We start from the raw sequence: 22,903 nt of genomic DNA on the forward strand, positions 1-22,903 counted from the left end.
TCAGCCGTCGAGGTAGCTGCGCCCGCGCGCGGAGAGCCCGAACCCGGCCTCCACCGGTTCGACGAGGCCGAGTTCCCGCAGCCGCCACACGTCGGATTTGCAGCGCGAGACCGGCCGGTTGTGCTCGGAGGCCAGCTCCGCCGCGCGGATTCCCGGCTGCCGCCGCAACACCTCCAGCACCTCCCGCGTCCACGGGCCACGCGGAGCCGACACGTCCAGCTGAGCCAGCTGCCGGTCGATCGCGGCCCGCTCACGCCCGCCCAGCACCACCGGCGGCTGCGCTGGTTGCGGAGCAGGGCCGTTGAAGGTGAGCGCAAGGCGGTAGACCTCGCCCCGGCCGTGCTTGTCCAGCGACGACCGCAATCCCGCCGCCGAACCGAACCCAGCTCGCCGCGCATCGGCATCGGTGAGCCCAGCGGGGTCGATGCGATCCACGTCGCTGATGCTGATCAGCCCGACGGTCGTGCTCAACTGGCTGCCCGGTTCGGCCAACCGGCTGGGCCAGCGCAGGTAGGCCTCGGTGATCTCACCGGCCGCCACACCCCGCAGGATCCGTTTGCTCAACACCCATCCACGCTAACCGCCGCCCCCACCACACTCGCCGGATGATCACGAAACGGGTTCGTCAACTTCCGCGGATCCGCCGGACCAGGGGAGAATCAGGCCATGCTGCAGGTCTGCCTCAACGGCGCCCGGTCACCACGCGAGCACTTCCACCTGCCCGTGCGACCGGAGGAACTGGCCAAAGCCGCCGCCGATGCCGTCGCCGCCGGGGCCACCGACATCCACCTGCACCCCAAAGCCCCCGACGGCACCGACAGCCTCGACCCACACCTGGTCGCTGCCGCCCTGCGCGCGGTGCGCGCCGCAGCACCCGGCATCCCGGTCGGCGTCACCACCGCAGCCTGGACCGCCCCGGACGCCACCGCCCGCATCCGAGCCATCCGCGCCTGGACCGTGCTGCCCGACCACGCCTCGGTCAACTGGCACGAACCCGGCGCCGACGACGTCGCCACCGTCCTGCTCGAACGCGGCATCGGCGTGGAAGCCGGCATCTACTCCGGTACCGACGCCGACCAGCAGTTCCAGCGTTCCCCACACCGCAATCGGGTGCTGCGCATCCTCGCCGAGGTCACCGACCTCACCGCCCGCGGAGCGGCCACCACCGCCGAAACGCTGCTGGCCCGCCTGCACCCGGCGCCCGCACCGATCCTGCTGCACGGCGAAGCCGCCGGAGCCTGGCCCGTGCTGGCCGTGGCCGCCCGTCGAGGTCTGGCCTCCCGCATCGGCCTGGAAGACACCCTCGGGCTGCCCAACGGGCAGATCGCCGCCGACAACGCCGAACTCGTCACCGCCGCCATCACACTGATCAAAGGGGAACCGTGACCAGCACCGACCAACAGCAGCTGATCGCCTTGATGCCTTTCGCCGAAGCCCTCGGCGTGCGCATCAGCACCGCCACCCCGCAGGAAGTCCGCGCCCACCTGGACTGGACACCCCAGCACTGCACCGCAGGGGGAGCGTTGCACGGGGGAGCGCTCATGACCCTGGCCGACTCCGCCGGCGCGATCTGCGCCTACCTCAACCTGCCCGACGGAGCAGCCACCGCCACCACCGAGTCCAAGACCAACTTCTTCCGCGCCCTGCGCGAAGGCACCCTGCACGCGGTGAGCCGACCACTGCACGTCGGCCGCACCAGCATCACCGCGCAAACCGAACTGCTCGACGACACCGGCCGCCGCATCGGCCACACGACCCAAACCCAAGCCGTGCTTGGCGCCTGAAGGCTCAGTCCAGCTCGTTGAGGAAGGACACGATCGCTTCGTTCACCGCGTCGGGCTGATCCAGCGTCGCCAGGTGCCCAGCACCCTCGATCTCCACCAGCTCCGCACCCGGCGTCAACTCCACCGCCCGGTGCACCACCGAGCCGGTGACCAGCGTGTCCTGCCGCCCGTGCACCCACAACGACGGCACCCGCAGCCGATGCAGCTCCGGGTTGAAGTCCAGCAGCATCCGCCGCGGACCGTACGAGGCGATCTGCCAGTCGTCCAACGCCTGCTCGCGGTGCTGCACCCGACGCCGCGCCTCCGCTTGGATCAACCCCATCAGCACCTCGAAATCACGTGTGCCCGCGCCCTGGGTGAAGATCTGCCGCATCGCCCGCCGCAACACCCACGGCAAGGCCACCCACCGAGCCGTCCAGCGCAGCAGCGGACCGCACTTGAGCACCAGCCAGGTCAGCGAGTGCAGTGGGCGTGTGCCGTCGAGCCCGCCCGGATTGATCGCCACCAGCGCCTCGACCCGCTTCGGCCGCGACAACGCGTACCCGATACCGACCCCGCCACCCATCGACAACCCCACGAGCACGGCGCGGTAGATCCCGAGGTGATCCAGCAACTCCTCGACCACGCCCTCCATCCGCGCCTGATCGAGCAGCCCCGCCCACGGCCGCGACCCACCGTGCCGCGGCAGATCCATCGCCACCACATGCCGATCACGCGCCAGCACCGGCATCAGATGCCGCCAGGTCAACGCCGCGGTGTCCAACATCGACCCGTGCAGCAGCACCACGCACGGCGCCCCCCGCGGCCCCGCCTGGTACACGCGCAATCGCCCTCGTGAGAGGTCGACGTCCTGGTACTGGTCGAAAACGTCGGCCATCAGACTGCTCCGATCTGCTCGGCGAGAAGGTCCAGAAACCGCGTGTGCGCCCGGTGAGCGTCCTGCCCGCCGCCGACTTCCCACCCGGCGGCGATCAACCCGGCCATCAGCTCCACCGCCCGCCCCAACTGCGCACCGGACAACGAACCCAACGTCGCCGACGCGTTGGCCAACCCCACGGCGAACACCGACATCAGCAGCGACGCGGCCGAGGGATCCAGATCAGCGCGCAGCAGCCCCGCCCGGCTCAACTCGCCGACGTAGTCGGACAACCACTGCATCCGCGGCCGGTACCGCTGTGGGCCCTTGCCCCTCAGATAGTCGCCGAGCACACCGTCATCAGCGACGTAGCAGGCGAGCATGAGCTCATCACCCAACAACGCCTCGAGGCCGAAGCGGTAGACGGTCGACAACGCCACCGGCTGCGCGCTGCGCTCCACCTGGTCGCGCACGGCCCGGGTCAACGACTGGGCGGAGCGGACGAGCAGCGCATCCAGCAGCGCTTCCTTGGAGGGGAAGTCCAGGTAGACAGCCCCCTTGCCAACTCCAGCACGGCGCGCGATCTCGGCGATGCTGGTGCGCTGGTAGCCCTTCTCCAGGACGATCTCGCGCGCACGATCCAGGATCACGTTCGCGCGGTCGGGAATGGTCGCACGGGGCATGAAGCCTCCCACGGTCGCCGTAGTGACCACTATTTCACAAGTGGTCACTACGGCGGCCACTATCGCGAAACACCACCGAAGATCATGCGATGCCCCCAGGCGGTGTCGGTGTACTCGCGAACCCGCTGAACCAGCCCCTCCCGCACCTCGATGACGAAGCAGTAGTCATTGGTGTAGTGACCGCCGCTGGCCAGCGTCGCCGTCATGGTCGCCTCCACGACCACCCGCTCACCGGCCACGTGGAACCCGCTGAAGGTGACCGCGAGATCGCGCGCGAACAAGCGGGGGAAGTCCTCGGCGAAGAAGCGCACGATCGCCGCCCGCCCCACCATGTGATCAGGCGCCTCCAGAGCCACCGCCGTCGCGTTGCCCGGAGGCGACAACCACTCGGCGTCCTCAGCGAGAACAGCGGAGATCAGGTCGGGATCAGAACTGGCCAGCGCATGAAAGGCGTTCTCAACGATGCTGCGACTCATGACCCCCAGAATCACGCCAGCGCACACCCGCGTATTGGACGAATGTTCCCCCTAACATGAGGCGATGCGCTCCACCATGCCCGAGCATGGCGGTGTGACCAGGTGGGAAGTCGTGCAACCCGCACACCCCAGCCGACTCGCCGGGATCAGCATGGCCGGCTTCCGCGACCACCGCGCAGACCCGCTAGACGTGCAGGTGATCCCGCACCCCGCCATCACCCTGGTCCTCGAATTCGGCCACGGCCCGCACGTCGTGGACGCCAGCACCGGCCAAGCCCAGCACGGCAACCTCGTCGCCGGATTCATGCACGACGCGCTCCGCGTCCGAGGTCAGAACGTCGAATGCGTCCAAGTGCGCCTGTCCCCGGTAACCGCACACGCGGTGCTGGGCATCTCCCCGGCAGAACTGGACGACGTGGTCGTGCCCCTCGACGAGCTGTGGGGGAGTGACGCAACGAGGCTCCGGGAACAACTCAGCGAAACGCACTCGTGGGAGGACCGCTTCGCCCTGACCGACGCCCTGCTCACCCGCCGACTCGCAACGGGGCATGCAGTGGACCGCCAGATCGCCTGGGCCTGGCACCAGATCACCAGCAGCCGCGGCGGGATCCGCATCGACGAACTCGCGGCCGAGCTGGGATGGAGCTGCAAACGCCTGTGGTCCCGATTCCGAACCCAACTCGGCCTCCCACCCAAGCGCGCCGCGAAGCTGATCCGCTTCGACCACGCCGCCCACCGCCTGGCCGCAGGCGAGCCCACGGCCAGCATCGCGGCCGACACCGGCTACGTCGACCAAGCACACCTGCACCGAGACGTCCTGGCCTTCACCGGCACAACTCCCGCGACCATGGCCAGCACGCCCTGGTTAGCCGTCGACGAACTCGCCTGGACCACGCCTCACCAAGCCCGTCGATGAACCAGCTGCATTCCAGTTCAGCTATATTCCGATTGCGGCAAATAAAGGCGAGGTGCGCGCCCCCAAGGGGACAACCTCACCGGAGCCCTTACCGGCGCCCCACCACCGCCCGTGGCACGAACGACTCAACGCCCGACCAGCCTGGAGGAACAACCGTGAACACCACCGTCACGATGCTCGGCGACCACCCCGTCCTGCGCCTGGAGCGCCTCCTGAACCACCCGCCCGAAAAGGTCTGGCGCGCCATCACCGAACCCGCCGAACTCAGCCACTGGTTCCCAGCCCGCATCGACTTCGACCAACCCACCCCCGGCACACCGATGCGCTTCAGCTACGACGGCGCCGACGACGAGCACGGCGAAATCCTGGAGATCGACCCGCTCAAGGTCTTCGCCTTCCGCTGGAACGACGACGTCATCCGCTGCGAACTCCTCCCACACCCCGAAGGTTGCCTCCTGGTCTTCAGCCACACCCTCCGCGGCCCCGACAGCGACCTGCCCTCCACCGCCCGCACCGCCGCCGGCTGGGACAGCTGCCTCGACACCCTCGACGCCCGCCTCTCCGGAACCACCGCCGAATTCGACATGCAAACCTGGTTCCACCGCGCCGAGAACTACATCGAGCAGTTCGGCCTCGCCGAAGGCGACCTGCAGCGCACCGACGACGGCTGGACCCTCCACTTCACCCGCGACCTCGTCCAACCCCCAGCACAGGTCTGGGCCCTGCTCACCGGCGACACCAACCCGACCCTGGGGTCCGAACCGCCACTGCCCAGCACCCACGGCTACGGCACCCCCGGCCCCGTGATCACCGTCGATGCACCCCACACCCTCGAATACGCCTGGCAGCCCACCGGAACCGTCCGCTTCCACCTCCGCGACCAACACCCGATCGGCACCCGCCTGCACCTCACCCACACCACCACCACCGACCCGGCAACCCTGCTCGCGGCCTGGCACACCCACCTGGAACTGCTCTTCGCAGGCCTCCACGGCGACATCCGCTGCCCCTGGCCAGCAGACCGCACCGAAGCCCTCCGCGCCCACTACACCGAACGCTTCAACCTCACCTGAGACTCACGACGACAAGAACGGCAGCACCCGAGCAAGCACCGCGCCCGACTCACGCCAGCCGCCGATGTGGTCAGCATCAGGCATGGTGAAGAAGCCTGTACCGGTCCGCTCAGCGAAGTCCGCCATCGGCTCATGCCACGGATCGGTATCTCCGGCGTACATGAGCATCGGGACGCCACAGGCCGCCAGCTCGGCCTGCACGCCAGGAACACCAGAGAACGCCTCGTAGTTCGCCCGCAGAGCCACCGGATCCACCCCGCCGATCACAGCCGCCAAGCCAGGATCAGCCGCGGCCCCTTGCAGCATCAGAGGAAAGGGATCAGTGTCGCGAGGAAGCTCGAGCGCGCTCAGCATCGGACCGATCGCCGAGCCGAACCCCTGTATGGGGTCGAAACCACCCGCGACCAGGCGCGTGATCCGCTCCGGCGCATGCACGGCGACGGCATACCCGGTCAGCGCCCCCAGCGAATAACCCCAGTACGCAGCCCTGTCCACGCCCAGCTCATCGAGCACGGCGACGACATACTCAGCGCGTCGCGAGAGCGCGTAGGCCTCCGGATCCCGTGGCGCATCACTGGCGCCCAAGCCCAGCGGATCCACGGTGATCACCGTGTGGGATGCGGCCAGGGGAGCGGTGTAGCCAGCCTGTGCCCAATGCGCCCCGACCTGGAACATCCCCGGATGCAGCACCAGTGGCGGGCCGTCCCCGACGACCTCGAACGCGATCTCGAACCCGTTGCTGCGCGCAAAATGCACCAGCTACTCCTCGGAATGTGAGCGACTCGGACACCAGCTGTCTATCACCGCTCGAGGCCGCGCTTCCTGAATCCGCATGGACAACAGGGAAAAGACGTCAACACATAGCTACGTTGAGTGATCAGCCCGGCTGAATCACGTCGCCCGTTCATCGAAACGAGGCTGCCGCTCGACACAGATGGCTGCAATCGTTCTTGCCCAACGTGACTTCCCTCTGGTTGACTCCGGTCGTTCCTTTCCTGTTGGTGGTCCATCGAACCGAGAGAGTCCTGGATTCTGAAGGGAAGAACCTCATGGTCGAGGTCGTGCACGAAGGTATTCGGCACCGAGGCAAGGTGTCGCTCTGGAACGGGCACGCGCACTCGCTGTGCGGCAAGACGTTCGCCGACAAAACGTTCAAGGAACCGCTGATCTTCAGCGGCTTGACGTGCGATGACTGCAAGTCAGCGAAGAAGGCCGGCAAGAAGTTCTAGACGTCTACCGACCATCCGCACGAAGGCCCTCCGAGATGCACTCGGAGGGCCTTCTCACACCACTGATCCGCCGCTCACCGCGTAGCGGCGTCGACGAGGATCGCCTGAAGTCGTGTGCGGCATTCGGTGACGAAGGTGGGGAAGGTGTGCCAATAGTAGGAGATTCCGCTGACGCCCACTGCGATCGCCCAAGCGCGGGCGCGGATCCAGGTCACATCGTCGATGTTCAACGCATCCCAGTAGGTCCGACGTGCCAGTGGTGGCAGGTCCCAGACCGTGGCGTGCTCGGCGCCGGGGAATCCGACCGAGAGTCCACCGAAGTCGATGACCGCGTGGAGCTGGCCGTCCTGCACCAGGAGATTCGTCGGCTTGAGGTCGCCGTGGAGCCACACGTGGGATCCGGAGCGCTCGGGCAGTTTCAGCGCGGCTCGCCACAGCTGTTCCAGAACGTCAACGTCGAGCTCAGAACCTGCAACGCGGCGGCAGTCTTCGAGGCACCTGCTGATCCACTGGTCGCACGACCCCAGGTCGCCTCCGCGGTACCAACTGAGGTCACCTGCGCGGGTCGCGCCCATCAGGTCGACGCCGTGGAGTTCCTGCACGACCGCCGCCAGATCGGCTCCGAAGACAGCCCAGTCCCGAACAGCGCCCGGACTGGCTTCAGCACCGTCGATCCAGCGATGGACCGACCAGACGAGCGGGAAGGCATCAGTGGGCGTCCCGGCATGAACGAGCTCAGGGATCGGACACGTGAGGTGGGGCGCCAGACGCGGAAGCCACACCTGCTCCTTGCGCACGGACTGTCCGTTGTCGACGGTTCGCGGGAGCCGCACGAGCAGCTCGCCGCCCAACCGGTACATCGTGTTGTCCGTGCCTGCACCGGCAGGCGACAACGGCAGATCAGCCCACTCCGGACGCTGTGCCTTCAGCAGTGAACAGACCAGTGCTTCGTCGACCGGGATCTCGTCCTCGTGAAGTGCCACACCGGAAGTCTTGTCACTGGACGCGGTGCAAGGCCAGTGGTTTTCGCGGCCGTCGAATCGATCTGCATCCACACGATGCAGATCGGACAGGGGAGCGGCGCACGAGTTGACCATCGGACGAGGTGTCGATGCCGTTGAGCGGTGCCATGCCGCGGGCAGCGCTCCTGACTGATTCACCGACCGCGTGATGATCAGCCCTGGCTTGTGGTTCACCGCGTCGTTCGTCGATGTCGCCTCGGACGATGTTGTTCGAGACGACATGGCCCGCTCAGAATCTCTGCTCGTTGCCGACCAACCGGCGACTCAAACCTGGGCGAGAGCGGACGGTGGGGAAGCGGGTGTCGTACCTCTGAGGAGCCGCCAAACGGTTGACTTAACATAATGTACATTATCGGCATTGCATCGACCTGCGGAGATGATCTTGGGAAGGGTCTTCTTCGGGGACGTCGGCTTGACTACGGCACCTGGGACATCCGCACGGCGTCAGCGCTGGCGAACTCCAGGTGTCGCGCTTGTTCGGTGTGCGGCAGATGGCCGTGGCTCGAAGGCGTCCCGCGCGCCGAGTCCGTCGGATCGCTTGCGGCGCTCGGCGGCTGGTTCTGCGGTCGCCGGCTACGCGACTTTGCGACGCAATGGACGACCAGCGGAAGACCGTTGGCGAATCGCGCCAGCCCAACCCTCCCAGTCGCCCGATGCCCATGCGTTCCCGACATCCCGCTCCCACCCGCCTATTAACGTCACAGTGACAAAACAAGATGGGTGGAGTGGGACACGTTCATCTGCGAAATTGAGCGAGGCCAGATCCGCACATCATGATCCACAAGGCCTGGATCTGGCCGGCGATGATCAGCCAAGTCCAACGTCGTTCAGAACTCAGCGAACATCCGGCTCAATACGTTGCGCTGAGCGTCGACCGATGACTGACGGGACCGGCAAACATGCACCACAGGGCTCATGTGCATTCGACTGTCCGGCGGCGGAGACTTGTTGATCTACATGGGTAGGTGCACCTCGATCCCCCGGGGATTGAGCCCCTCCGCTCCGGAACCACTTCTGCATTTGATGGATAATGTTGATTATCCATCAAATGGAGAAAGCCGCCCAGAAGCTTCGACCCGTTCGACGAGTGAGCGTTCCGCATGCATCTCGTGGTAGCAGCCACTGTGGACGAAACATCCATCAGCTGATGAGGACTACTTTCAGGTCCGCGCGATGGGAGATCTCTAACCCCGCAGCGTTCAGCCGTGCCTTCCGAGCCCGCTCCCCCAGCAGCACGAACACAGCTCTGGTTGACGCTTCACAATCGAGGATCTATCGTCCTCCCTCGGCGATCCGCGTAGCGAAGAGCACGCTCAAAAAGATGGCGCTACCGGCCTATCTCGTGTCAGACGAGCTACCCGTCGGGTTCGACATCGACCAGCCGCTGTTCGAGATCGTCGCCGCCGGGCTGGCACTGAACGCGGCCATGCAACTCCAGCACGACCGGGCGGCCGTGGGCCGGGCCCGCCGCGCGATCGAACGGGCCTTGGACCAGTCCTGACCGCACGCCAGATCGGGCACTGGCCGAGCACGCCAAGCGAGAGGCTATCGAGCAGGCCCTTACCGACGTCGCCACCCTGGATACGGACGCCTGACCACGTTCATGCTGGTCAGCCCGTATCCGCCCGAAATTTCCCGAGTACTACGGGGAGTCCTCGAACACCGCGTCGTGGTCACTCACCTGGTGCATGGAGACACTGTGGACCGCGGCACGAACTGGCTCGGCGCCATTCTCCACGGCTTCTCTGGTTGCGTGAGGTGCACCTTCTCTCTCCCCGCATGAAGCCGTGCACCTTCCACTCCCCTTCCGGGGTGTTGGCGAATGGCCGGGATCATCGGGCCTGGTGAGGTGTTGTCGTGTGTCGCAGTGATGCGTCCAGGCTCCGCAGCAGTTCTCCTACCCGGCCGCGTCCAGTTGGGGCGGGTGGATAACGCGTTAGGACGCTCACCACGGTGGGACCGGCGAGAGCTCGTGCCTTCTCGATGTGGCCGTGGCCAACGTTGCGGTCGTCGCCTGCTTCGAGCTCGAGTGCGCGGGCCGCGTGGGCGGCCGGTCCGAGGATGTGCAAGACCTGCGTCGCTTTCGCCAACGGGTGGAGGAAGGCTGCACTGGCCGCGGCGACGGCAGCACGCGCAGCTTCGCTCGCTGCGGTCTGTCCTGCGTCGCGGGTTTCCTGGAACGCTCGGTGTGCCGCCCACGCGTTGTCGCGGATCAGTTTGGTGCGCTTGGCTCCCGCCGCGAACGTCCGCGCGGTCTTGATCGCGGCTTGTGGTCGGCGGTCGTCGGGGCGCGCACGTTCGAAGATCGCCATCGCGGGCTCCGCGCAGGCCACGGCGTAGCCCGCGATGGCGCGCAGGTCGGACATGCTGAGTTCGATGGTCGGGTTCTCGTTGGCCGTGTTCACGCTGTTCAACAGTATCGTTGAATATTCGGTTGAGTCTTTCCGGAGATGTCGGCATGCCAGGGTGGTAAAACCTTCAAACCTGGTTGTTCACGCCGGATTCATCTCGCGGTAGTGGGGCGAGACTGGCGGAGTCTCGTATTCAACTGTCGCGAATTCCCTGGTAGGGAAGTGCGCTGCGGAGAGGTTACGGCGAGACACTTGGCGCTGGGAGGTGCTGAGCAGGAGTAGCCGCCGGCGACAGCCGCTGCTAGGCCGGGGAAGAACCGTGAGAAATTTTGCCGCAGCTCGCCGATATTCCGCTGGAGGACTGCGCGGGCCTCGACCCGTTCGACCCGGCACCGGACGTCATCGACCGCCGCCTCACCGCCATCGACGCGGAGATCGCCCGCCTGACCCTGCTGCGCGACTGCCTCGCCGCCCAGCCCGCCCGGCGGACGGAACCAGACACCGCAGGAACTACGGGACAAGGGGCGTCAGGCTCACGTTGTCTGGCGCTTCCTTGTTTAGGGGTGGGGTGAGCGGTGTGCGGGTCAGGGGCGCCAGCGGGTGGCGTAGCCGGGCCGGTCTGCGTAGGGCAGGCCGAGGAGGGCTCGGGTGGGGCAGCCTCGTTCGTCTTCGGGTGGGTAGCTCTCCCCCAGTTCGTCGCAGGGGCCTTCGCCGGTGCCGCAGTCCTGGTGGGTGGTGAGCAGGCGGGTTTTGAGCTCGCATTCGCGGAAGCCGCGAATGGGGGTGATCAGGCAGGCTCGATTGGTGCCGGTTTCGGCGTCTTGTCTGGCTTGGCGCAGCAGTTCGAGGTCGATGTCCAGCTGGCGGCGCAGGAACTCGGCGAACCGGTCCATCTTGTGTCGCACTCCTGTTGTCCGCTGTGGTGGTCGGTCACAGGCAGGGACGTGGTGGCGGCTCGGTGATGACGTTGCTCGTTGGGTGATCTTGCCCGCTGTGGTGGGTAGTTGTCGGGTTTGTGGCGGGTTGTTGCCAAGAATTCACGGGCGCTGGGGCGGGTTCTTAGGGTCGGCGCTGATCAGGTCGTCGGATTTGCGGGAGTTCAGCATGGTGTTGCGCGGTGTTCGGGTTGCTCGGCGGGTGTTGCTGGCCGGTGGGTTGGCGGCCACGGCGGTGGGTGCGTCGGGGATTCCGGTGTGGGCGTCGTCGCGGCGCGCGGCGCCGGAGATCTTGTCGACGTCGGAGTGGGAGGCGCGGGAGCCGAGTTCGCCGGTGCAGGTGCTGGATCAGCGGCCGGTCAAGATCGTGGTGCACCACACGGCGTCGGCCAACAGCGAGGACACCTCGCAGGAGCATGCGATGGAGTTGGCGCGGCAGATCCAGGAATTCCACATGGATTCCAACGGGTGGCTCGACACCGGGCAGAACTTCACGAATTCGCGGGGCGGCTGGTTGTTGGAGGGTCGGCACAAGAGCTTGGCGGTGCTGACCGCTGGGGAGCAGCACGTGCTGGGTGCTCATGCGGGTGAGCAGAACTCGGTGTCGTTGGGGATCGAGAACGAGGGCACCTACGTGGATGCGCAGGTGCCGGATGCGTTGTGGGATTCGTTGGTGGAGTTGTGCTCGTACATGGTGGTGCAGTACGGGATCGATGCTGGTGAGATCTACGGGCATCGGGATTTCATGGCCACGGCGTGCCCGGGTGATGTGCTCTACGCGCGATTACCGGAGTTGCGGGAGGCGGTGGGTGCTGCCGCGGGGAAGGTGGTGGCGCAGCCGGTGGTGTGGCCGTTGCTGCAGCCGGATGTGCGAGGTCCGCGGGTGACGGCGTTGCAGTTGTTGTTGCGGGCTCGGGGTGAGTCGGTGCCGGTGGATGGGGTGTTCGCTGGTCGGACGCGGGAGGTGGCGGGGCGGTTGGCCACCGAGTTGGGTGCTGTTGGTGAGTCGTGTTCGGCGACTCGGGTGCCGGAGCCGGGGTTGTTCGGTGGTCGTGGTTGGGATGGGCTGGTTCCGGAGGTGGGGCCGGGTTCGTCGGGTGATGTGGTGCGCGCGGCGCAGACGTTGTTGATCTCTCGTGGCCGGTACGTGCCGGCGGATGCGCGGTTCGCTGATCGGACGGTGTCGGTGGTGCGGGAGTTCCAGGCGGCCACGGGGTTGCCGGTCACTGGCTTGGTGGACCGGGCGACTTGGCTGCGGTTGTTGGGGTGACCTCTCCCCCGTTTGGCGCTGGCGCGCGAACTGTGCGGTGCTGTTGTGTCGTGGATCCGTTGAGCGGTCGGCTGGGTTCGCGGATCGGCAGTGGCAGGAGCAGGTGTCGTACTCGTCAGGTAGGTGTGCGGCGGGGCCGCCGATTTGCAGTCCGAGAGGGCTCGTGTGTCTGGCCGGTTCGCCCACGCTTCCCTGGCGGCCGAGTGCGGTCGGGTCGAGATGTTGTCACGCCTGGCGGGGCTAGCTCGTCTCCCTGATGGGAATGCAAAACGGGGCGACGGAGCAACGTTCGCGAGCAGGTGCGATCAACCACGTGGTGTGGCACACATCTAGCTGCGGTGCGTAGCCGCAGGCGATCGCCATGGACCCAGCTTGCAAGCGGCTGGGAGCTCGATCGATCTCCCTACCAGTTAGGACCTGTCATGCGAGCCATCGTTGTTCGAGACCGTGACGTCGGTATCGCTGGGCTGTCCTTGACGGACCTGCCCTACCCTCGCGCTGCCGAGAACGATGTCATCGTGCGGGTGCACGCCGCGGGTTTCACCCCGGGGGAACTCGACTGGCCGGGCACCTGGACTGATCGTGCGGGTCGCGACCGGACGCCGAGCGTGCCCGGCCACGAGCTGTCGGGTGTCGTCGTCGAACTGGGTTACGGCACTACCGGCCTGAGTGTCGGCCAGCGGGTGTTCGGATTGACCGACTGGACTCGCAACGGTGCGCTCGCCGAGTACATCGCGGTGGAGGCTCGCAACCTCGCACCGTTGTCGGCGGATGTCGACCACGCCGTGGCGGCCGCGCTGCCGATCTCCGGGCTGACCGCCTGGCAGGGCCTGTTCGACCACGGGCACCTCACCGCCGGCCAGACTGTTCTGGTCCACGGCGCTGCGGGTGGTGTGGGGTCGATGGCGGTGCAGCTCGCCCGCGATGTCGGCGCCCGGGTCATCGGCACCGGCCGGACCCGCGACCGTGACCAGGCGCTCGCGCTCGGCGTCGACTTCTTCCTCGATCTTCAGAGCGAGAAGTTGGAGGAGGTGGGCGAGGTCGACGTCGTGTTCGACGTGATCGGTGGAGAGGTCCTCGACCGTTCGGCTGCCCTGGTGCGCGCAGGTGGCACGCTGGTCACCATCGCCATGCCGCCCAAGGTCCAGCCTGCGGACGGGCGGGCCGTTTTCTTCGTCGTCGAGCCCGACCGCGCTCGGCTCGCCGATCTCGCCGCGCGGCTGAGGGGCGGACGGCTCAAGCCGGTTATCGACACTGTACGGCCGCTCGCCGAGGCACCCGCCGCATTCGGCCCTGACAAGCGCACCCGTGGCAAGACGATCATCCGCGTCGCCGAAGATGGAACAGGAGACTTGTGATCGGAATGCGGATCGCTGGTGGTTTCCTGGCCGTCGCCGCGTTGGCCGGGGTCACGGCCTGTAGCGGCCTGCCGGCTCCACGACGCCGGTGGCATCGCAGCCACCCACCGAAACCCTGACTCCGCTGCTCGAGCAGGCCCTTCCGAATGTGCAGGGCAAGACGTTCACCTCGGCGGTCGTGGACTTCCCGCCTGGTGCGCAACCGAACGAATCGGCCGAGCCGCGTTCGGCCCCCGTTTGGCGAGGCTGGTTGTTCGCGTGTGGCTTCGCTGATGTGGGTTCGGTGAAGCCGTTGGCCTGCATCGGTGGTCAGGTGGTGGTTCGGGTGAAGCGGAGGGTGCGGATTTCGAAGGGGCGCAGGCGGATGTCGAGGGCGTCGGTGGGTGCTTCGGGGTCGGCCAGGGGGCGTTCGAGCAGGTCGGTTCGGGTGACGGCGGTGGCTGGGAAGGAAATGGTGAGGCGGGTGTGTGCTCGGCCGCCGCGGGATTCGTAGAGGCGGGCGATGAGGTCGCCGCTGCGGTCGTCGGCGAGTTTGACGGCTTCGACGATGACTGCGTCGTTGTCGACTGTGATCAGGGGTGCGACGGTGCGGGAGCCGTGGGTGGCGCGTTCGGGGAGGTTGAGGTGGTAGCCCTCGCGGATGGCGTCGCCGATGTCGGCTCCGGGGCACAGGGCGTAGCGCAGTTGGTGGTGGCCGTGGTCGGTGTGGGGGTCGGGGAATCGGGGTGCGCGCAGCAGGGAGAGGCGCACAGTGGTGGTCGTGCCGTTGGGGCGGGTGACGTCGTGGCCGTAGGTGGAGTCGTTGATCAGGGCGTGGCCGTAGCCGGGTTCGGCGACGTGCAGGTAGCGGTGGGCGCAGATCTCGAACTTGGCGGCGTCCCAGGAGGTGTTGGTGTGGGTGGGGCGCATGACGTGGCCGAACTGGGTTTCGGCGGCGGAGCGGTCGGCGTGCAGGTCCAGGGGGAAGCTGGCTTTGAGGATCTTCTCGGTTTCGTGCCAGTCGATGTCGGTGGTGATGTCGATGCGGCGGGTGTGAGCGGGCAGGCTGATGTGCTGGGTGAGGGTGGATCGGCCGAAGCTGCGGTGGATGTGGACGGTGTGCTCGTCGGTGGTGATCTCGTCGAGGTCGGTGAGGTCGTGGGTGTGGTGGCGGTAGAAGTTGTCGAGGTCCCAGGCGTCCCAGGCGTTGGGGTGGTCGGGGTGCAGTTGCAGGAGGTTGCCGGGTTCGGCGAGTGCTTCGCGTTGGGCGGCGTGGTCGTAGACGGAGGTGAGCAGGCCGTGGTGGTCGATGGTGGCGCGCAGCAGTCCGTTGTCGAGGGTGATGGTGCCGTCGGGGTGGCATGTGGGGCTGGGTGGTGTGGTGTGTTCGCCGGTGGCTGCTCCTAGGGCGGGGATGCCGTTGCGGCTGTGGGGTGCGGCGTTGAAGGTGATCGGGTGTGCGGGTGGTCCGGCCAGGACTTGTTGGGCTCGGGTGGTGATGGTGTCGAGTTCGGTGGCGATGCGCCGGTAGGTGTCTTGTGCTTCGCGGTGGACCCAGGCGATGGAGGATCCGGGCAGGATGTCGTGGAACTGGTGCAGCAGCACCTGCTTCCACAGCCGGTCCAGGGCGTCGTGGGGGTAGTCGGCCCCGGTGGTGATGGTGGCGGTGGCGCACCAGAGTTCGGCTTCGCGCAGGAGGTGTTCGCTGCGGCGGTTGCCCTGCTTGGTCTTGGCCTGGGAGGTGTAGGTGCCGCGGTGGAATTCCAGGTAGAGCTCGCCGGACCAGACTGCGGGGCCGGTGTGGTCGGTTTCGGCGGCGGTGAAGAACTCGGCGGGGGTGTCGAGTTGGACTCGGGGTGAGCCTTCCAGGTCGGCGGTGCGGGCGGCGCGGGCGAGCATTTCGCGGGTGGGTCCTCCCCCGCCGTCGCCGTGGCCGAAGGGCAGCAGGGATCGGGTGGCGTGGCCGTGTTCGGCGAAGTTGCGCTGGGTGTGGGCGAGTTCAGCGCCGGTGATCTCGGCGTTGTAGGTGTCGGCGGGTGGGAAGTGGGTGAAGATGCGGGTGCCGTCGATGCCTTCCCACCAGAAGGTGTGGTGGGGAAAGCGGTTGGTCTGGTTCCAGGAGATCTTCTGGGTGAGGAACCAGCGGGAGCCGGAGGCGGCGATGAGCTGTGGGAGCGCGGCGGAGTATCCGAAGGAGTCGGGTAGCCACACCTCGTGGGTGTCGATGCCGAATTCCTCGAGGTAGAAGCGTTTGCCGTGGATGAGTTGGCGGGCCATGGCCTCTCCGCCGGGCATGTTGGTGTCGGATTCGACCCACATGCCGCCGACGGGCACGAACTGTCCGGTGTCGACGTAGGTGCGGACCCGGTCGTAGAGCGCGGGGTGGTGTTGTTTGATCCAGGCCAGTTGCTGGGCTTGCGACATCGCGAAGTGGAAGTCGGGGTGGGTGGCCATCAGGGTGGTGACGTTGGCGATGGTGCGGGCGACTTTGCGGACGGTTTCGCGCAGTGGCCACAGCCAGGCGGAGTCGATGTGGGCGTGTCCGACGGCTGAGAGGGTGTGGGCGCTGGCATGGGCGGGGCGGGACAGCGCGTCGGTGAGTTCGGTGCGGGCTGCGTGTGCGGTGGTGTGGATGTCGTGCAGGTCGAGGCGGTCGAGCATGCGTTCCAGGGCGCGCAGGATTTCGTGGCGTCGGGGTGAGTCGGTGGGCAGTTCCCGCATGAGCTGGTCGAGGACTTCGGTGTCCTGGACCAGGTGCCACACCTGTTCGTCGAGGACGGCTACTTCGGCTTGGCGCAGCACGTACAGCGGTGGTCCGGGTTGGGTGGGGCGTTCGCCGAGATCGGTGGGTTGGAAGCCGTGGGGGCCGAGGATGATGGGGTTGGCCGCGGCTTCGACGTAGAACGTGCGGGTGGTGCCGGCGCTGGTGCGGCCCAGCGGCAGGTGGGTGTTGCGCGGGTTCAGGCCTTTGATCGGGGTGCCTTCGGGGGTGTGGGCGAGGCCTTCGCATTGGAAGCCGGGGCGGTCGTCGTCGAAGCCGAGGTCGACGAGCACTTCGACGCTCTGGCCGTCCCATTGCTCGGGGACGTCTGCGGTGATCCGGAACCAGCTGGTGCCCCAGGCCGGTCCCCAGGGTTGGCCGACTGCGGTGGGTGCGTAGTCGGCGCGCAGGGCTTCCTCGACGCTGACGGGTTCGCCGGGGGCGTGCCAGACGGCGATGTCGCAGGCGCGGGTGTCGTGGTGTTGGGCGGGGCGCAGTCGTTCGGCTAGTACGCGGTCGAGGCGTTGTTCGACGATGCGGCGGTCGTCGTGCATGGCTGCTCCCGGGGGGTTGTTCGGGGTGTGATGGCGATCATGCTGGCACAGCGGTGGGGTGGCTGGCAGCGGTCGAGCGAGCGCGGTTGCCGAGGTGGCGGTGGGCCCGCATGCTGCGGTCATCTGCCGGATTTCCACGGGAAAGGCGACGTCATGGCGACCTGCGAAGTTTGCGGCAACGACTACTGGATGACCTTCGAGGTGCACACCACCGGTGGAGGGGTGCACACGTTCGACAGCTTCGAATGCGCGGCGCAGCGGTTGGCGCCGTTGTGCGAGCACTGCGGGTGCCGGATCCTCGGGCACGGTGTGGAGGCCAGCGGCCGGTTCTTCTGCTGTGCGCACTGCGCCCGCAAGTCGGGCACGGCGATGGGCATGGAGCTGCGGGACACGGTGGGCGCGCATCCGGGGTGATCGCGCAGCGTCCACACAGCCCAACACGCTTCACCTCGTCGAGGGATAAATACCCCACCCGGATTGTCGTTATCAATACGTTACGAAACAGGTGAAACACCGGGACTACCTGCAACGACATCGCGAGTGAGACGGCCATTGGCGGTCCGGTTCGCGTCGGTTGTCGGGAACCGGATTTGACAACCGGCGACGAGCCGTCGATTCACCCTCTCGGAGTAGTGGAGGACGCCCCGATGGCAGGTCTGGTTCGCTGGCTGGGCAGCATGTCGCGCGAGATGCAGCGGGCCCGCATGGTGATGCGGCACCCGCAGTCCAGCGCACATCGCCAGCGCAACACGCGGAGCTGAAGCACCCGCCCGTCCGGCAACCGCCGGATGCGTCGAGGCGGCGGGCTGGCGGCACCACGCCGCAAGCGCAATACCGGGGCACCCACGAACAACCACCGGGGCCCGTTGCCAGGACTTGCACCACTGGGGTCGTGACCGACTGGTCACGACCCCAGCTGCTTTTTCTCCCGCACTTGCTCTCCCCCTGTGCGCTGATCGACGCGGGTGGGTTGGTAGTGTGCCGCGAACCGTTCGCGAGACGAGGAGGTGAGACCCATTTCTCCCATGGCAGATCGGGTGCTCTCCTCCGACGACCTGCTGCGTCGGTGATCGCGCTGGAGCGCCCGCCAGATTTTCGAAAGGCGCTCACGATTTCTTCCTCATCGATCTCTTCTGATGTGGTGGCCACGCTGCGGTCGGCTGGTTGTGTTTTCGCCGAGGACGAGGCCGCCCTGCTGCACGAAGCAGCACACGACGACACCGAGTTGGCCGAGCTGGTGCGGCAACGCCTCAGCGGGTTGCCGTTGGAGCAGGTGCTGGGATGGGCAGAGTTCTGCGGATTGCGGATCTCCATCGCCCCAGGGGTGTTCGTGCCCCGCCGCCGCACCGAGTTCCTCGCAGAACAAGCGATCGCACTGACCGCATCCGGTCCGGTGGTGGAACTGTGCTGCGGAGCGGGTGCCGTAGCCGCAGCAGTACTCGTCGCTCATCCGTCGGTGGAGCTCTACGCCGCCGATGTCGATCCCGCCGCGGTGTCCTGCGCTGCTGGGAACCTGCCCGGTGCCGCTGGGGTCGCTGAAGGTGATCTGTACCGGGCGTTGCCCGGCAAACTGCAAGGCCGGATCGAGGTGTTGGTGGCCAACGCCCCGTACGTGCCCACCGATGAAGTCGGCCTGATGCCACCGGAGGCCCGGCTGTACGAGCCGTCGGTGGCGTTGGACGGAGGCGCTGACGGGTTGGACATCCAGCGACGCGTGGCCGCCGACGCACCCCATTGGCTCGCACCCGGCGGGAACCTGCTGATCGAGACGAGCCGCCGCCAAGCCCCGCGCACCGCTGAGCTCTTCACCGAAGCCGGACTGCTCCCCCGCATCCTGCACTTCGAGGAGCGCGACGCCACCGTCGTGGCCGGAACCAAACCACCCCGACACCCTTAGTACGCCCGGGCGCGGGCCGGGTGGCTGGTATTCCCGGCCCGCGCACTGTTCGTCCGCACCCGGTAGACCCTCTTGGAGGCGCTGATGAGCCCCCATCGCGATCATCGGCGGAGGTCTCGGTGGTCTCACCGCGGCCCGGGTCCTGCACGCCCAGAGGATCGAGACGACGATCTTCGAGCTGGAGGCATCCGCGCAGGCCCGCACGCAGGGCGGCATGCTCGACATCCACGAGGGCGGGCAGGCCATGCGCCTGGTCGGGCCTGACGGCACCGTCCACTTCTCCGAGCAGGACGACGGCACCGGAGAGCGGCCCGAGGTCGACTGCGGGGACCTGCGCGATCTGCTGCTGGTGACGTCGAGGCTGCCCTGCACACCTACGAAAAAGCGCTCTTCCCCCGCAGCGAGGCTTCGGCAGCCGAGTCTGCGGCGTCGTTGGAGCTGATGTTCGGTCCCAACCCCATCACCCGCCTCACCGAGCAGTTCACCTCGTACCAGCAGGACTGAACAGTCCCGGACACAGCTGGACTACGCTGGTCAGCGGTTCTCAGGCTGGGAGTGGGTGAAGCGGCGCAGCGGGGCATTGGTCAGTGCCAGCGCCACGATGCCCGCCACGCACAGCAGCCCACCAGCAACAGCGGCGAAGGCTGCGGTGGTGGTCTCCGCGGCGAGGCCGGCCCGGAAGTTGCCGACCTCGGGTCCGCAGGCGCCGACGATGTGCTCCACAGCGCTGACCCGGCCGCGGTGGGAGTCCGGGGTGGCCAGTTGCACGATCGCCGCGCGGGTGATCACCGAGGTGGTGTCGGCGGCACCAGCGATGGCCAGGAAGCCCAGCGCCAGCCACGGCGAGGGCGCCAGCCCGAACCCGGTCAGCGCCAGCCCCCACACCCCGGCGGCGCAGAGCATGACCGTGCCGGAGCGGCGGGCGCGGGTGATGGTGCCCGAGGCTGCGCCCGCGGTGAGGCCGCCGACGGCGATGGCGGTGAAGAACAGCCCGAGGGTTTGCGGGTTTCCGCCGAAGCGTTGTTCGTTGATCAGCGGAAACAGTCCGACGGGCATGGCCAGCACGGTGGCGATCACGTCGGTCAGCAGTGCGCCGCGCAGCACCGGGTTTGCGGTGATGAATCGCCAGCCGTGCCAGATCGCACGGAGTCCGGGCCTGCTGGTGCGCCCGTCGGGGCGCATCGACGGCAGGCGCAGCACTGCGTAGAGCACGGCGGTGAAGGCCAGCGCGTCGAGCAGGTAGCAGGCGCTGACACCCCACTGCGCGACGAGCACACCGGCCAGGGCGGGGCCGAGGAGCAGGGCGATCTGGAAGCTGAGGTTGCCCAGGGCCACGCCCGCACCGACCAGCTCGGTGGGCAGCAGCCGGGGCACGAACGTTCGCCGAGCTGGAGCGCCGAGTCCGCTGCCCGCTGATTGCAGGGCCACCAGCACCAGCAGCACCCACGGCGACTCCGCACCGGCCAGACCGTGAATGGCCAGCGCCGCCACCGATACCAGTTGCATGGTGCTGGCGGCCAGGACGAGCTTGCGGCGGTCCACTGCGTCGGCGAGGGTGCCGCCGGCCAATCCGACGGTGGTCATCGAGATCGCCTGAACCAGACCAACGGCGCCTACTGCGATGGGACTGGCGGTGAGCTGCCACATCTGGAACAGCACCGCGACCACGGTGAACTGCCCACCCAGCCGAAACAGCCCCGCCCCACCACAAACGCCGGAACTCCAGGCTGGTGCGCAGCGGCCGCGTATCGAGCAGCCGGTCGAACACGGTCATGACGGCGGAAGCTGGCGCAGTTCAGCCTCGACGGGATCGCGTGGTGACATCCGGCCAACGTAACAGCACTCGCACACCTGCGGCGGTCATGCCGGACGCTCTGACGCGAACAGGACAGCCCGGCTCGACAACGGTGCCGCGGCAACGGGGTTCGTGACCGATCTCGTGAGCCAGCACCGCATTTCAGAGATTCCGTCCTGTTCGGCCAGCGGTGAACACCGGCCCGACCGGGCTCGACGATCACTACAGTCCAGTCTCATGACGACGGTGACAACGCGCACGGTCGAGTACCCGGCCGACGGCCTGACGATGATCGGGCACCTCGCGCTCCCGGCCGGTGTCGACCGCCGGCCCTCGGTCCTGGTCGGGCCTGAGGGGCCGGGGCTCAGCGACGTCGAGCGCCGCCGGGCCGATGCGCTCGCCGAGCTGGGATACGTAGCGCTGGCCTTCGACCTCCACGGCGGGCGCTATTTGGGCAACCCCGAGGAGATGCTGGCCCGTTGCATGCCGCTGCTCGCCGACCCCGACCGAATGCGGGGCATCGGCCACGCGGCGCTGGAGGTGTTGCGCACCGAACCGCGGACCGACCCCGACCGGATCGCTGCCGTCGGCTACGGCACTGGGGGCGCGATCGTGCTGGAACTCGGGCGCGACGGCGTCGACCTGCGCGCGATCGGGACGGTCAACGCGCTGACCACGGGCCGACCAGGCGAGGCTGCGCGCATTCGCTGCCCGGTGTGGGCAGGGGTCGGATCGCAAGACCCGATCATGCCGCCCGCGCAGCGGGATGCGTTCACCGCCGAGATGCAGGCCGCGGGCGTCGACTGGCGCCTCGTGGTCTACGGCGGCGCCTTGCACGCCTTCCACCACCCGCCGGTCGACCAGACCGTGGTCTCCGGCGTCGGCTACCACCCACGGCACGCGCAGCGAGCCTGGCGCGATGTCCTCGACCTGCTCGCCGAGTGCCTGCCTGTAGCGGAGTGAGGCGGCGCGCCTGTCAGGCGCGGTAGTGGTGCAGGACGCCGGGGAAGTCGCCGTGGTCGGGTAGCTGGTGGCCGCGGGCGAACTCGGCCCACAGGTGACGCAGTGCCGTGGCGGCTTCGGTGATCTGCCCCCAGGTGGCGCCTGCGATGAGTTCGGCGTTCTGCCAGGCTTTTTCGTCGCCGAACAGCAGCGGGAGGTCGATGGTGTGGGCGGCACCGTGATCGTTGCCGGGCACGGAGAAGGTGATGAGGTAGCGGTGTGCGCGGCCGCCGGCGCGGGTGTGGCGGCGGGCGAACCGCTTGGCGGGGCGCGTGTAGACCGCGGTGGTGAACGCGGTGACGATGGCACGGCGGATCAGGTCCCCGACGAGGGGGATCGTGGTGATGCGGTGGAATGTGGGCACGGTGGGCAGGAACAGCCGCACTTCCTCGGAGGTGTGCCCGATGAGGACGTCGATGTCGGGCGCGACCGCATCCCACGCCGCCGGGACGGCGTTCTCAGTGGGTAGCGGGTGGTGGCCGTATTGGGTGCCGAAGGGCATCGCGGCTTTGAGCCGAAGCGCAGGATCCGTTTGGTGGCTGCGGCTTGGCGGGCGACGACGTCGGCTGCAGGCATCTCCGGTGTGACATCACGGGTCGCTTTGGCCATCGCCGTGTTCATCTTCGCTCGGCCGCGAGCAATCCCCAGTGGAGCGCTTTGGATGATCGCGCGGCGCAACAGCCCAGCGGCTTCGGGTGTGGCCATCAGGTGCGCGACGGCATCGCCCCCGGCGGATTGGCCGAACACCGTGACGTTGGCGGGGTTGCCGCCGAATGCGGCGATGTTGCGCTGCACCCAGCGCAGCGCGGCGATCTGGTCGAGCAGCCCGAGGTTGGCGGGCCGATCCAGGCCGTCGCCGAGGTAGCCGAACCCACCAGTGTGCCGTTGTCGGCTGGGTTCGCTGTACCGGCGGCTGCCGGGCCATCGGTTCGAAGTCGACGACGCGCATCCCGAGCAGGGCG

The 22,903-nt window shown here is 67.6% G+C and carries 23 protein-coding genes and 2 pseudogenes; 13 read left to right on the forward strand and 12 right to left on the reverse strand.

Annotated elements, in window-relative coordinates; translation table 11 throughout:
- Nucleotides 1-567: a hypothetical protein gene (locus ACWCO2_RS01625; RefSeq protein WP_450125746.1), complete on the reverse strand. Its 567-nt coding sequence runs from the start codon at nucleotides 565-567 to the stop codon at nucleotides 1-3.
- A 99-nt stretch (nucleotides 568-666) separates the two neighbouring features.
- Between ACWCO2_RS01625 and ACWCO2_RS01630 the strand changes: the two genes are divergently transcribed.
- Both ACWCO2_RS01630 and ACWCO2_RS01635 read left to right on the forward strand, forming a co-directional pair.
- Nucleotides 667-1,386: a 3-keto-5-aminohexanoate cleavage protein gene (locus tag ACWCO2_RS01630; protein WP_450125747.1), complete on the forward strand. Its 720-nt coding sequence runs from the start codon at nucleotides 667-669 to the stop codon at nucleotides 1,384-1,386.
- Entirely contained in the window at nucleotides 1,383-1,784 is a 402-nt protein-coding gene (locus ACWCO2_RS01635) for a PaaI family thioesterase (RefSeq protein ID WP_450125748.1), read from the forward strand. The genes ACWCO2_RS01630 and ACWCO2_RS01635 overlap by 4 nt, the downstream gene beginning before the upstream one ends.
- A 4-nt stretch (nucleotides 1,785-1,788) precedes the next feature.
- Here ACWCO2_RS01635 and ACWCO2_RS01640 read toward each other — a convergent pair whose 3' ends face one another.
- Genes ACWCO2_RS01640 through ACWCO2_RS01650 form a run of 3 tightly spaced genes read right to left on the reverse strand, consistent with a single transcriptional unit; the run spans nucleotide 1,789 to nucleotide 3,799 of the window.
- Nucleotides 1,789-2,661, reverse strand: coding sequence for an alpha/beta fold hydrolase (locus tag ACWCO2_RS01640; protein WP_450125749.1), 873 nt, complete (start codon nucleotides 2,659-2,661; stop codon nucleotides 1,789-1,791).
- On the reverse strand, nucleotides 2,661-3,323 hold the full coding sequence (locus ACWCO2_RS01645) for a TetR/AcrR family transcriptional regulator (RefSeq protein ID WP_450125750.1): 663 nt from the start codon (nucleotides 3,321-3,323) through the stop codon (nucleotides 2,661-2,663). The genes ACWCO2_RS01640 and ACWCO2_RS01645 overlap by 1 nt, the downstream gene beginning before the upstream one ends.
- A gap of 59 nt (nucleotides 3,324-3,382) precedes the next feature.
- A complete protein-coding gene (locus ACWCO2_RS01650) occupies nucleotides 3,383-3,799 on the reverse strand; it encodes a nuclear transport factor 2 family protein (protein ID WP_450125751.1) in 417 nt (138 codons plus the stop codon).
- A 64-nt stretch (nucleotides 3,800-3,863) separates the two neighbouring features.
- On the opposite strand from ACWCO2_RS01650, the gene ACWCO2_RS01655 reads away from it, so the two are divergent.
- Both ACWCO2_RS01655 and ACWCO2_RS01660 read left to right on the forward strand, forming a co-directional pair.
- Nucleotides 3,864-4,715, forward strand: a complete 852-nt coding sequence (locus tag ACWCO2_RS01655; RefSeq protein ID WP_450125752.1) for a helix-turn-helix domain-containing protein — start codon at nucleotides 3,864-3,866, stop codon at nucleotides 4,713-4,715.
- 155 nt (nucleotides 4,716-4,870) lie between these two features.
- Nucleotides 4,871-5,788 carry an SRPBCC family protein gene (locus ACWCO2_RS01660; protein ID WP_450125753.1) on the forward strand — a complete coding sequence of 306 codons (918 nt, stop codon included), beginning with the start codon at nucleotides 4,871-4,873 and terminating at the stop codon, nucleotides 5,786-5,788.
- 3 nt (nucleotides 5,789-5,791) lie between these two features.
- Here ACWCO2_RS01660 and ACWCO2_RS01665 read toward each other — a convergent pair whose 3' ends face one another.
- Nucleotides 5,792-6,544, reverse strand: coding sequence for an alpha/beta fold hydrolase (locus ACWCO2_RS01665; RefSeq protein ID WP_450125754.1), 753 nt, complete (start codon nucleotides 6,542-6,544; stop codon nucleotides 5,792-5,794).
- A gap of 293 nt (nucleotides 6,545-6,837) precedes the next feature.
- Here ACWCO2_RS01665 and ACWCO2_RS01670 point away from each other — a divergent pair, with 293 nt between their 5' ends.
- Nucleotides 6,838-7,017, forward strand: a complete 180-nt coding sequence (locus ACWCO2_RS01670; RefSeq protein WP_450125755.1) for a hypothetical protein — start codon at nucleotides 6,838-6,840, stop codon at nucleotides 7,015-7,017.
- Nucleotides 7,018-7,091: 74 nt separating this feature from the next.
- Here the strand turns inward: ACWCO2_RS01670 and ACWCO2_RS01675 are convergent, their stop codons facing one another.
- The gene (locus ACWCO2_RS01675; RefSeq protein ID WP_450125756.1) at nucleotides 7,092-8,000 is read right to left on the reverse strand and encodes an aminoglycoside phosphotransferase family protein; all 909 of its coding nucleotides are present in this window, start codon (nucleotides 7,998-8,000) and stop codon (nucleotides 7,092-7,094) included.
- Between the two features lie 1,360 nt (nucleotides 8,001-9,360).
- Here ACWCO2_RS01675 and ACWCO2_RS01680 point away from each other — a divergent pair.
- Nucleotides 9,361-9,540, forward strand: a complete 180-nt coding sequence (locus ACWCO2_RS01680) for a hypothetical protein (RefSeq protein ID WP_450125757.1) — start codon at nucleotides 9,361-9,363, stop codon at nucleotides 9,538-9,540.
- Nucleotides 9,541-9,871: 331 nt separating this feature from the next.
- Here ACWCO2_RS01680 and ACWCO2_RS01685 read toward each other — a convergent pair whose 3' ends face one another.
- Nucleotides 9,872-10,405 (reverse strand): putative immunity protein, encoded by a 534-nt coding sequence (locus tag ACWCO2_RS01685; RefSeq protein WP_450125779.1) that lies wholly within the window; start codon nucleotides 10,403-10,405, stop codon nucleotides 9,872-9,874.
- A gap of 314 nt (nucleotides 10,406-10,719) precedes the next feature.
- On the opposite strand from ACWCO2_RS01685, the gene ACWCO2_RS01690 reads away from it, so the two are divergent.
- Nucleotides 10,720-10,962 carry a hypothetical protein gene (locus ACWCO2_RS01690; protein WP_450125758.1) on the forward strand — a complete coding sequence of 81 codons (243 nt, stop codon included), beginning with the start codon at nucleotides 10,720-10,722 and terminating at the stop codon, nucleotides 10,960-10,962.
- Nucleotides 10,963-10,974: 12 nt separating this feature from the next.
- Here ACWCO2_RS01690 and ACWCO2_RS01695 read toward each other — a convergent pair whose 3' ends face one another.
- A complete protein-coding gene (locus ACWCO2_RS01695; RefSeq protein WP_450125759.1) occupies nucleotides 10,975-11,283 on the reverse strand; it encodes a DUF6221 family protein in 309 nt (102 codons plus the stop codon).
- Nucleotides 11,284-11,494: 211 nt separating this feature from the next.
- Here ACWCO2_RS01695 and ACWCO2_RS01700 point away from each other — a divergent pair, with 211 nt between their 5' ends.
- The gene (locus ACWCO2_RS01700) at nucleotides 11,495-12,595 is read left to right on the forward strand and encodes a peptidoglycan recognition protein family protein (protein ID WP_450125760.1); all 1,101 of its coding nucleotides are present in this window, start codon (nucleotides 11,495-11,497) and stop codon (nucleotides 12,593-12,595) included.
- A 422-nt stretch (nucleotides 12,596-13,017) separates the two neighbouring features.
- Nucleotides 13,018-13,953, forward strand: a complete 936-nt coding sequence (locus ACWCO2_RS01705; RefSeq protein WP_450125761.1) for an NADP-dependent oxidoreductase — start codon at nucleotides 13,018-13,020, stop codon at nucleotides 13,951-13,953.
- Between the two features lie 309 nt (nucleotides 13,954-14,262).
- On the opposite strand, the gene ACWCO2_RS01710 is transcribed toward ACWCO2_RS01705, so the two are convergent.
- Nucleotides 14,263-17,247, reverse strand: a complete 2,985-nt coding sequence (locus ACWCO2_RS01710; RefSeq protein ID WP_450125762.1) for an alpha-mannosidase — start codon at nucleotides 17,245-17,247, stop codon at nucleotides 14,263-14,265.
- Between the two features lie 153 nt (nucleotides 17,248-17,400).
- Between ACWCO2_RS01710 and ACWCO2_RS01715 the strand changes: the two genes are divergently transcribed.
- The 3 genes and pseudogenes from ACWCO2_RS01715 to ACWCO2_RS01725 all read left to right on the forward strand — a co-directional run.
- The gene (locus ACWCO2_RS01715; protein WP_450125763.1) at nucleotides 17,401-17,661 is read left to right on the forward strand and encodes a Prokaryotic metallothionein; all 261 of its coding nucleotides are present in this window, start codon (nucleotides 17,401-17,403) and stop codon (nucleotides 17,659-17,661) included.
- Between the two features lie 724 nt (nucleotides 17,662-18,385).
- Nucleotides 18,386-19,144, forward strand: a complete 759-nt coding sequence (locus ACWCO2_RS01720; protein WP_450125764.1) for a putative protein N(5)-glutamine methyltransferase — start codon at nucleotides 18,386-18,388, stop codon at nucleotides 19,142-19,144.
- Nucleotides 19,145-19,238: 94 nt separating this feature from the next.
- Nucleotides 19,239-19,493: pseudogene (locus ACWCO2_RS01725) on the forward strand (NAD(P)-binding protein); the annotation flags it as partial.
- 185 nt (nucleotides 19,494-19,678) lie between these two features.
- Here the strand turns inward: ACWCO2_RS01725 and ACWCO2_RS01730 are convergent.
- On the reverse strand, nucleotides 19,679-20,803 hold the full coding sequence (locus ACWCO2_RS01730; RefSeq protein ID WP_450125765.1) for an MFS transporter: 1,125 nt from the start codon (nucleotides 20,801-20,803) through the stop codon (nucleotides 19,679-19,681).
- A 373-nt stretch (nucleotides 20,804-21,176) separates the two neighbouring features.
- Between ACWCO2_RS01730 and ACWCO2_RS01735 the strand changes: the two genes are divergently transcribed.
- Nucleotides 21,177-21,902 carry a dienelactone hydrolase family protein gene (locus ACWCO2_RS01735; RefSeq protein ID WP_450125766.1) on the forward strand — a complete coding sequence of 242 codons (726 nt, stop codon included), beginning with the start codon at nucleotides 21,177-21,179 and terminating at the stop codon, nucleotides 21,900-21,902.
- A gap of 13 nt (nucleotides 21,903-21,915) precedes the next feature.
- Here ACWCO2_RS01735 and ACWCO2_RS01740 read toward each other — a convergent pair whose 3' ends face one another.
- Together ACWCO2_RS01740 and ACWCO2_RS01745 are read right to left on the reverse strand one after the other, a co-directional pair.
- Nucleotides 21,916-22,443, reverse strand: a complete 528-nt coding sequence (locus tag ACWCO2_RS01740; protein ID WP_450125781.1) for a hypothetical protein — start codon at nucleotides 22,441-22,443, stop codon at nucleotides 21,916-21,918.
- A 200-nt stretch (nucleotides 22,444-22,643) separates the two neighbouring features.
- Nucleotides 22,644-22,790, reverse strand: a pseudogene (locus tag ACWCO2_RS01745) (carboxylesterase family protein); the annotation flags it as partial.
- Nucleotides 22,791-22,903: the final 113 nt, after the last annotated feature.

The organism is Saccharopolyspora sp. NPDC002376 (assembly GCF_053593195.1).

Coding starts and splice junctions, on each gene's coding strand:
- ACWCO2_RS01685 (WP_450125779.1), bottom strand. CDS start 10,405: ATGTCCGACCTGCGCGCCATCGCGGGCTACGCCGTGGCCTGCGCGGAG.
- ACWCO2_RS01670 (WP_450125755.1), top strand. CDS start 6,838: ATGGTCGAGGTCGTGCACGAAGGTATTCGGCACCGAGGCAAGGTGTCG.
- ACWCO2_RS01680 (WP_450125757.1), top strand. CDS start 9,361: ATGGCGCTACCGGCCTATCTCGTGTCAGACGAGCTACCCGTCGGGTTC.
- ACWCO2_RS01705 (WP_450125761.1), top strand. CDS start 13,018: ATGCGAGCCATCGTTGTTCGAGACCGTGACGTCGGTATCGCTGGGCTG.
- ACWCO2_RS01640 (WP_450125749.1), bottom strand. CDS start 2,661: ATGGCCGACGTTTTCGACCAGTACCAGGACGTCGACCTCTCACGAGGG.
- ACWCO2_RS01630 (WP_450125747.1), top strand. CDS start 667: ATGCTGCAGGTCTGCCTCAACGGCGCCCGGTCACCACGCGAGCACTTC.
- ACWCO2_RS01645 (WP_450125750.1), bottom strand. CDS start 3,323: ATGCCCCGTGCGACCATTCCCGACCGCGCGAACGTGATCCTGGATCGT.
- ACWCO2_RS01695 (WP_450125759.1), bottom strand. CDS start 11,283: ATGGACCGGTTCGCCGAGTTCCTGCGCCGCCAGCTGGACATCGACCTC.
- ACWCO2_RS01740 (WP_450125781.1), bottom strand. CDS start 22,443: ATGCCCTTCGGCACCCAATACGGCCACCACCCGCTACCCACTGAGAAC.
- ACWCO2_RS01655 (WP_450125752.1), top strand. CDS start 3,864: ATGCGCTCCACCATGCCCGAGCATGGCGGTGTGACCAGGTGGGAAGTC.
- ACWCO2_RS01700 (WP_450125760.1), top strand. CDS start 11,495: ATGGTGTTGCGCGGTGTTCGGGTTGCTCGGCGGGTGTTGCTGGCCGGT.
- ACWCO2_RS01710 (WP_450125762.1), bottom strand. CDS start 17,247: ATGCACGACGACCGCCGCATCGTCGAACAACGCCTCGACCGCGTACTA.
- ACWCO2_RS01650 (WP_450125751.1), bottom strand. CDS start 3,799: ATGAGTCGCAGCATCGTTGAGAACGCCTTTCATGCGCTGGCCAGTTCT.
- ACWCO2_RS01715 (WP_450125763.1), top strand. CDS start 17,401: ATGGCGACCTGCGAAGTTTGCGGCAACGACTACTGGATGACCTTCGAG.
- ACWCO2_RS01735 (WP_450125766.1), top strand. CDS start 21,177: ATGACGACGGTGACAACGCGCACGGTCGAGTACCCGGCCGACGGCCTG.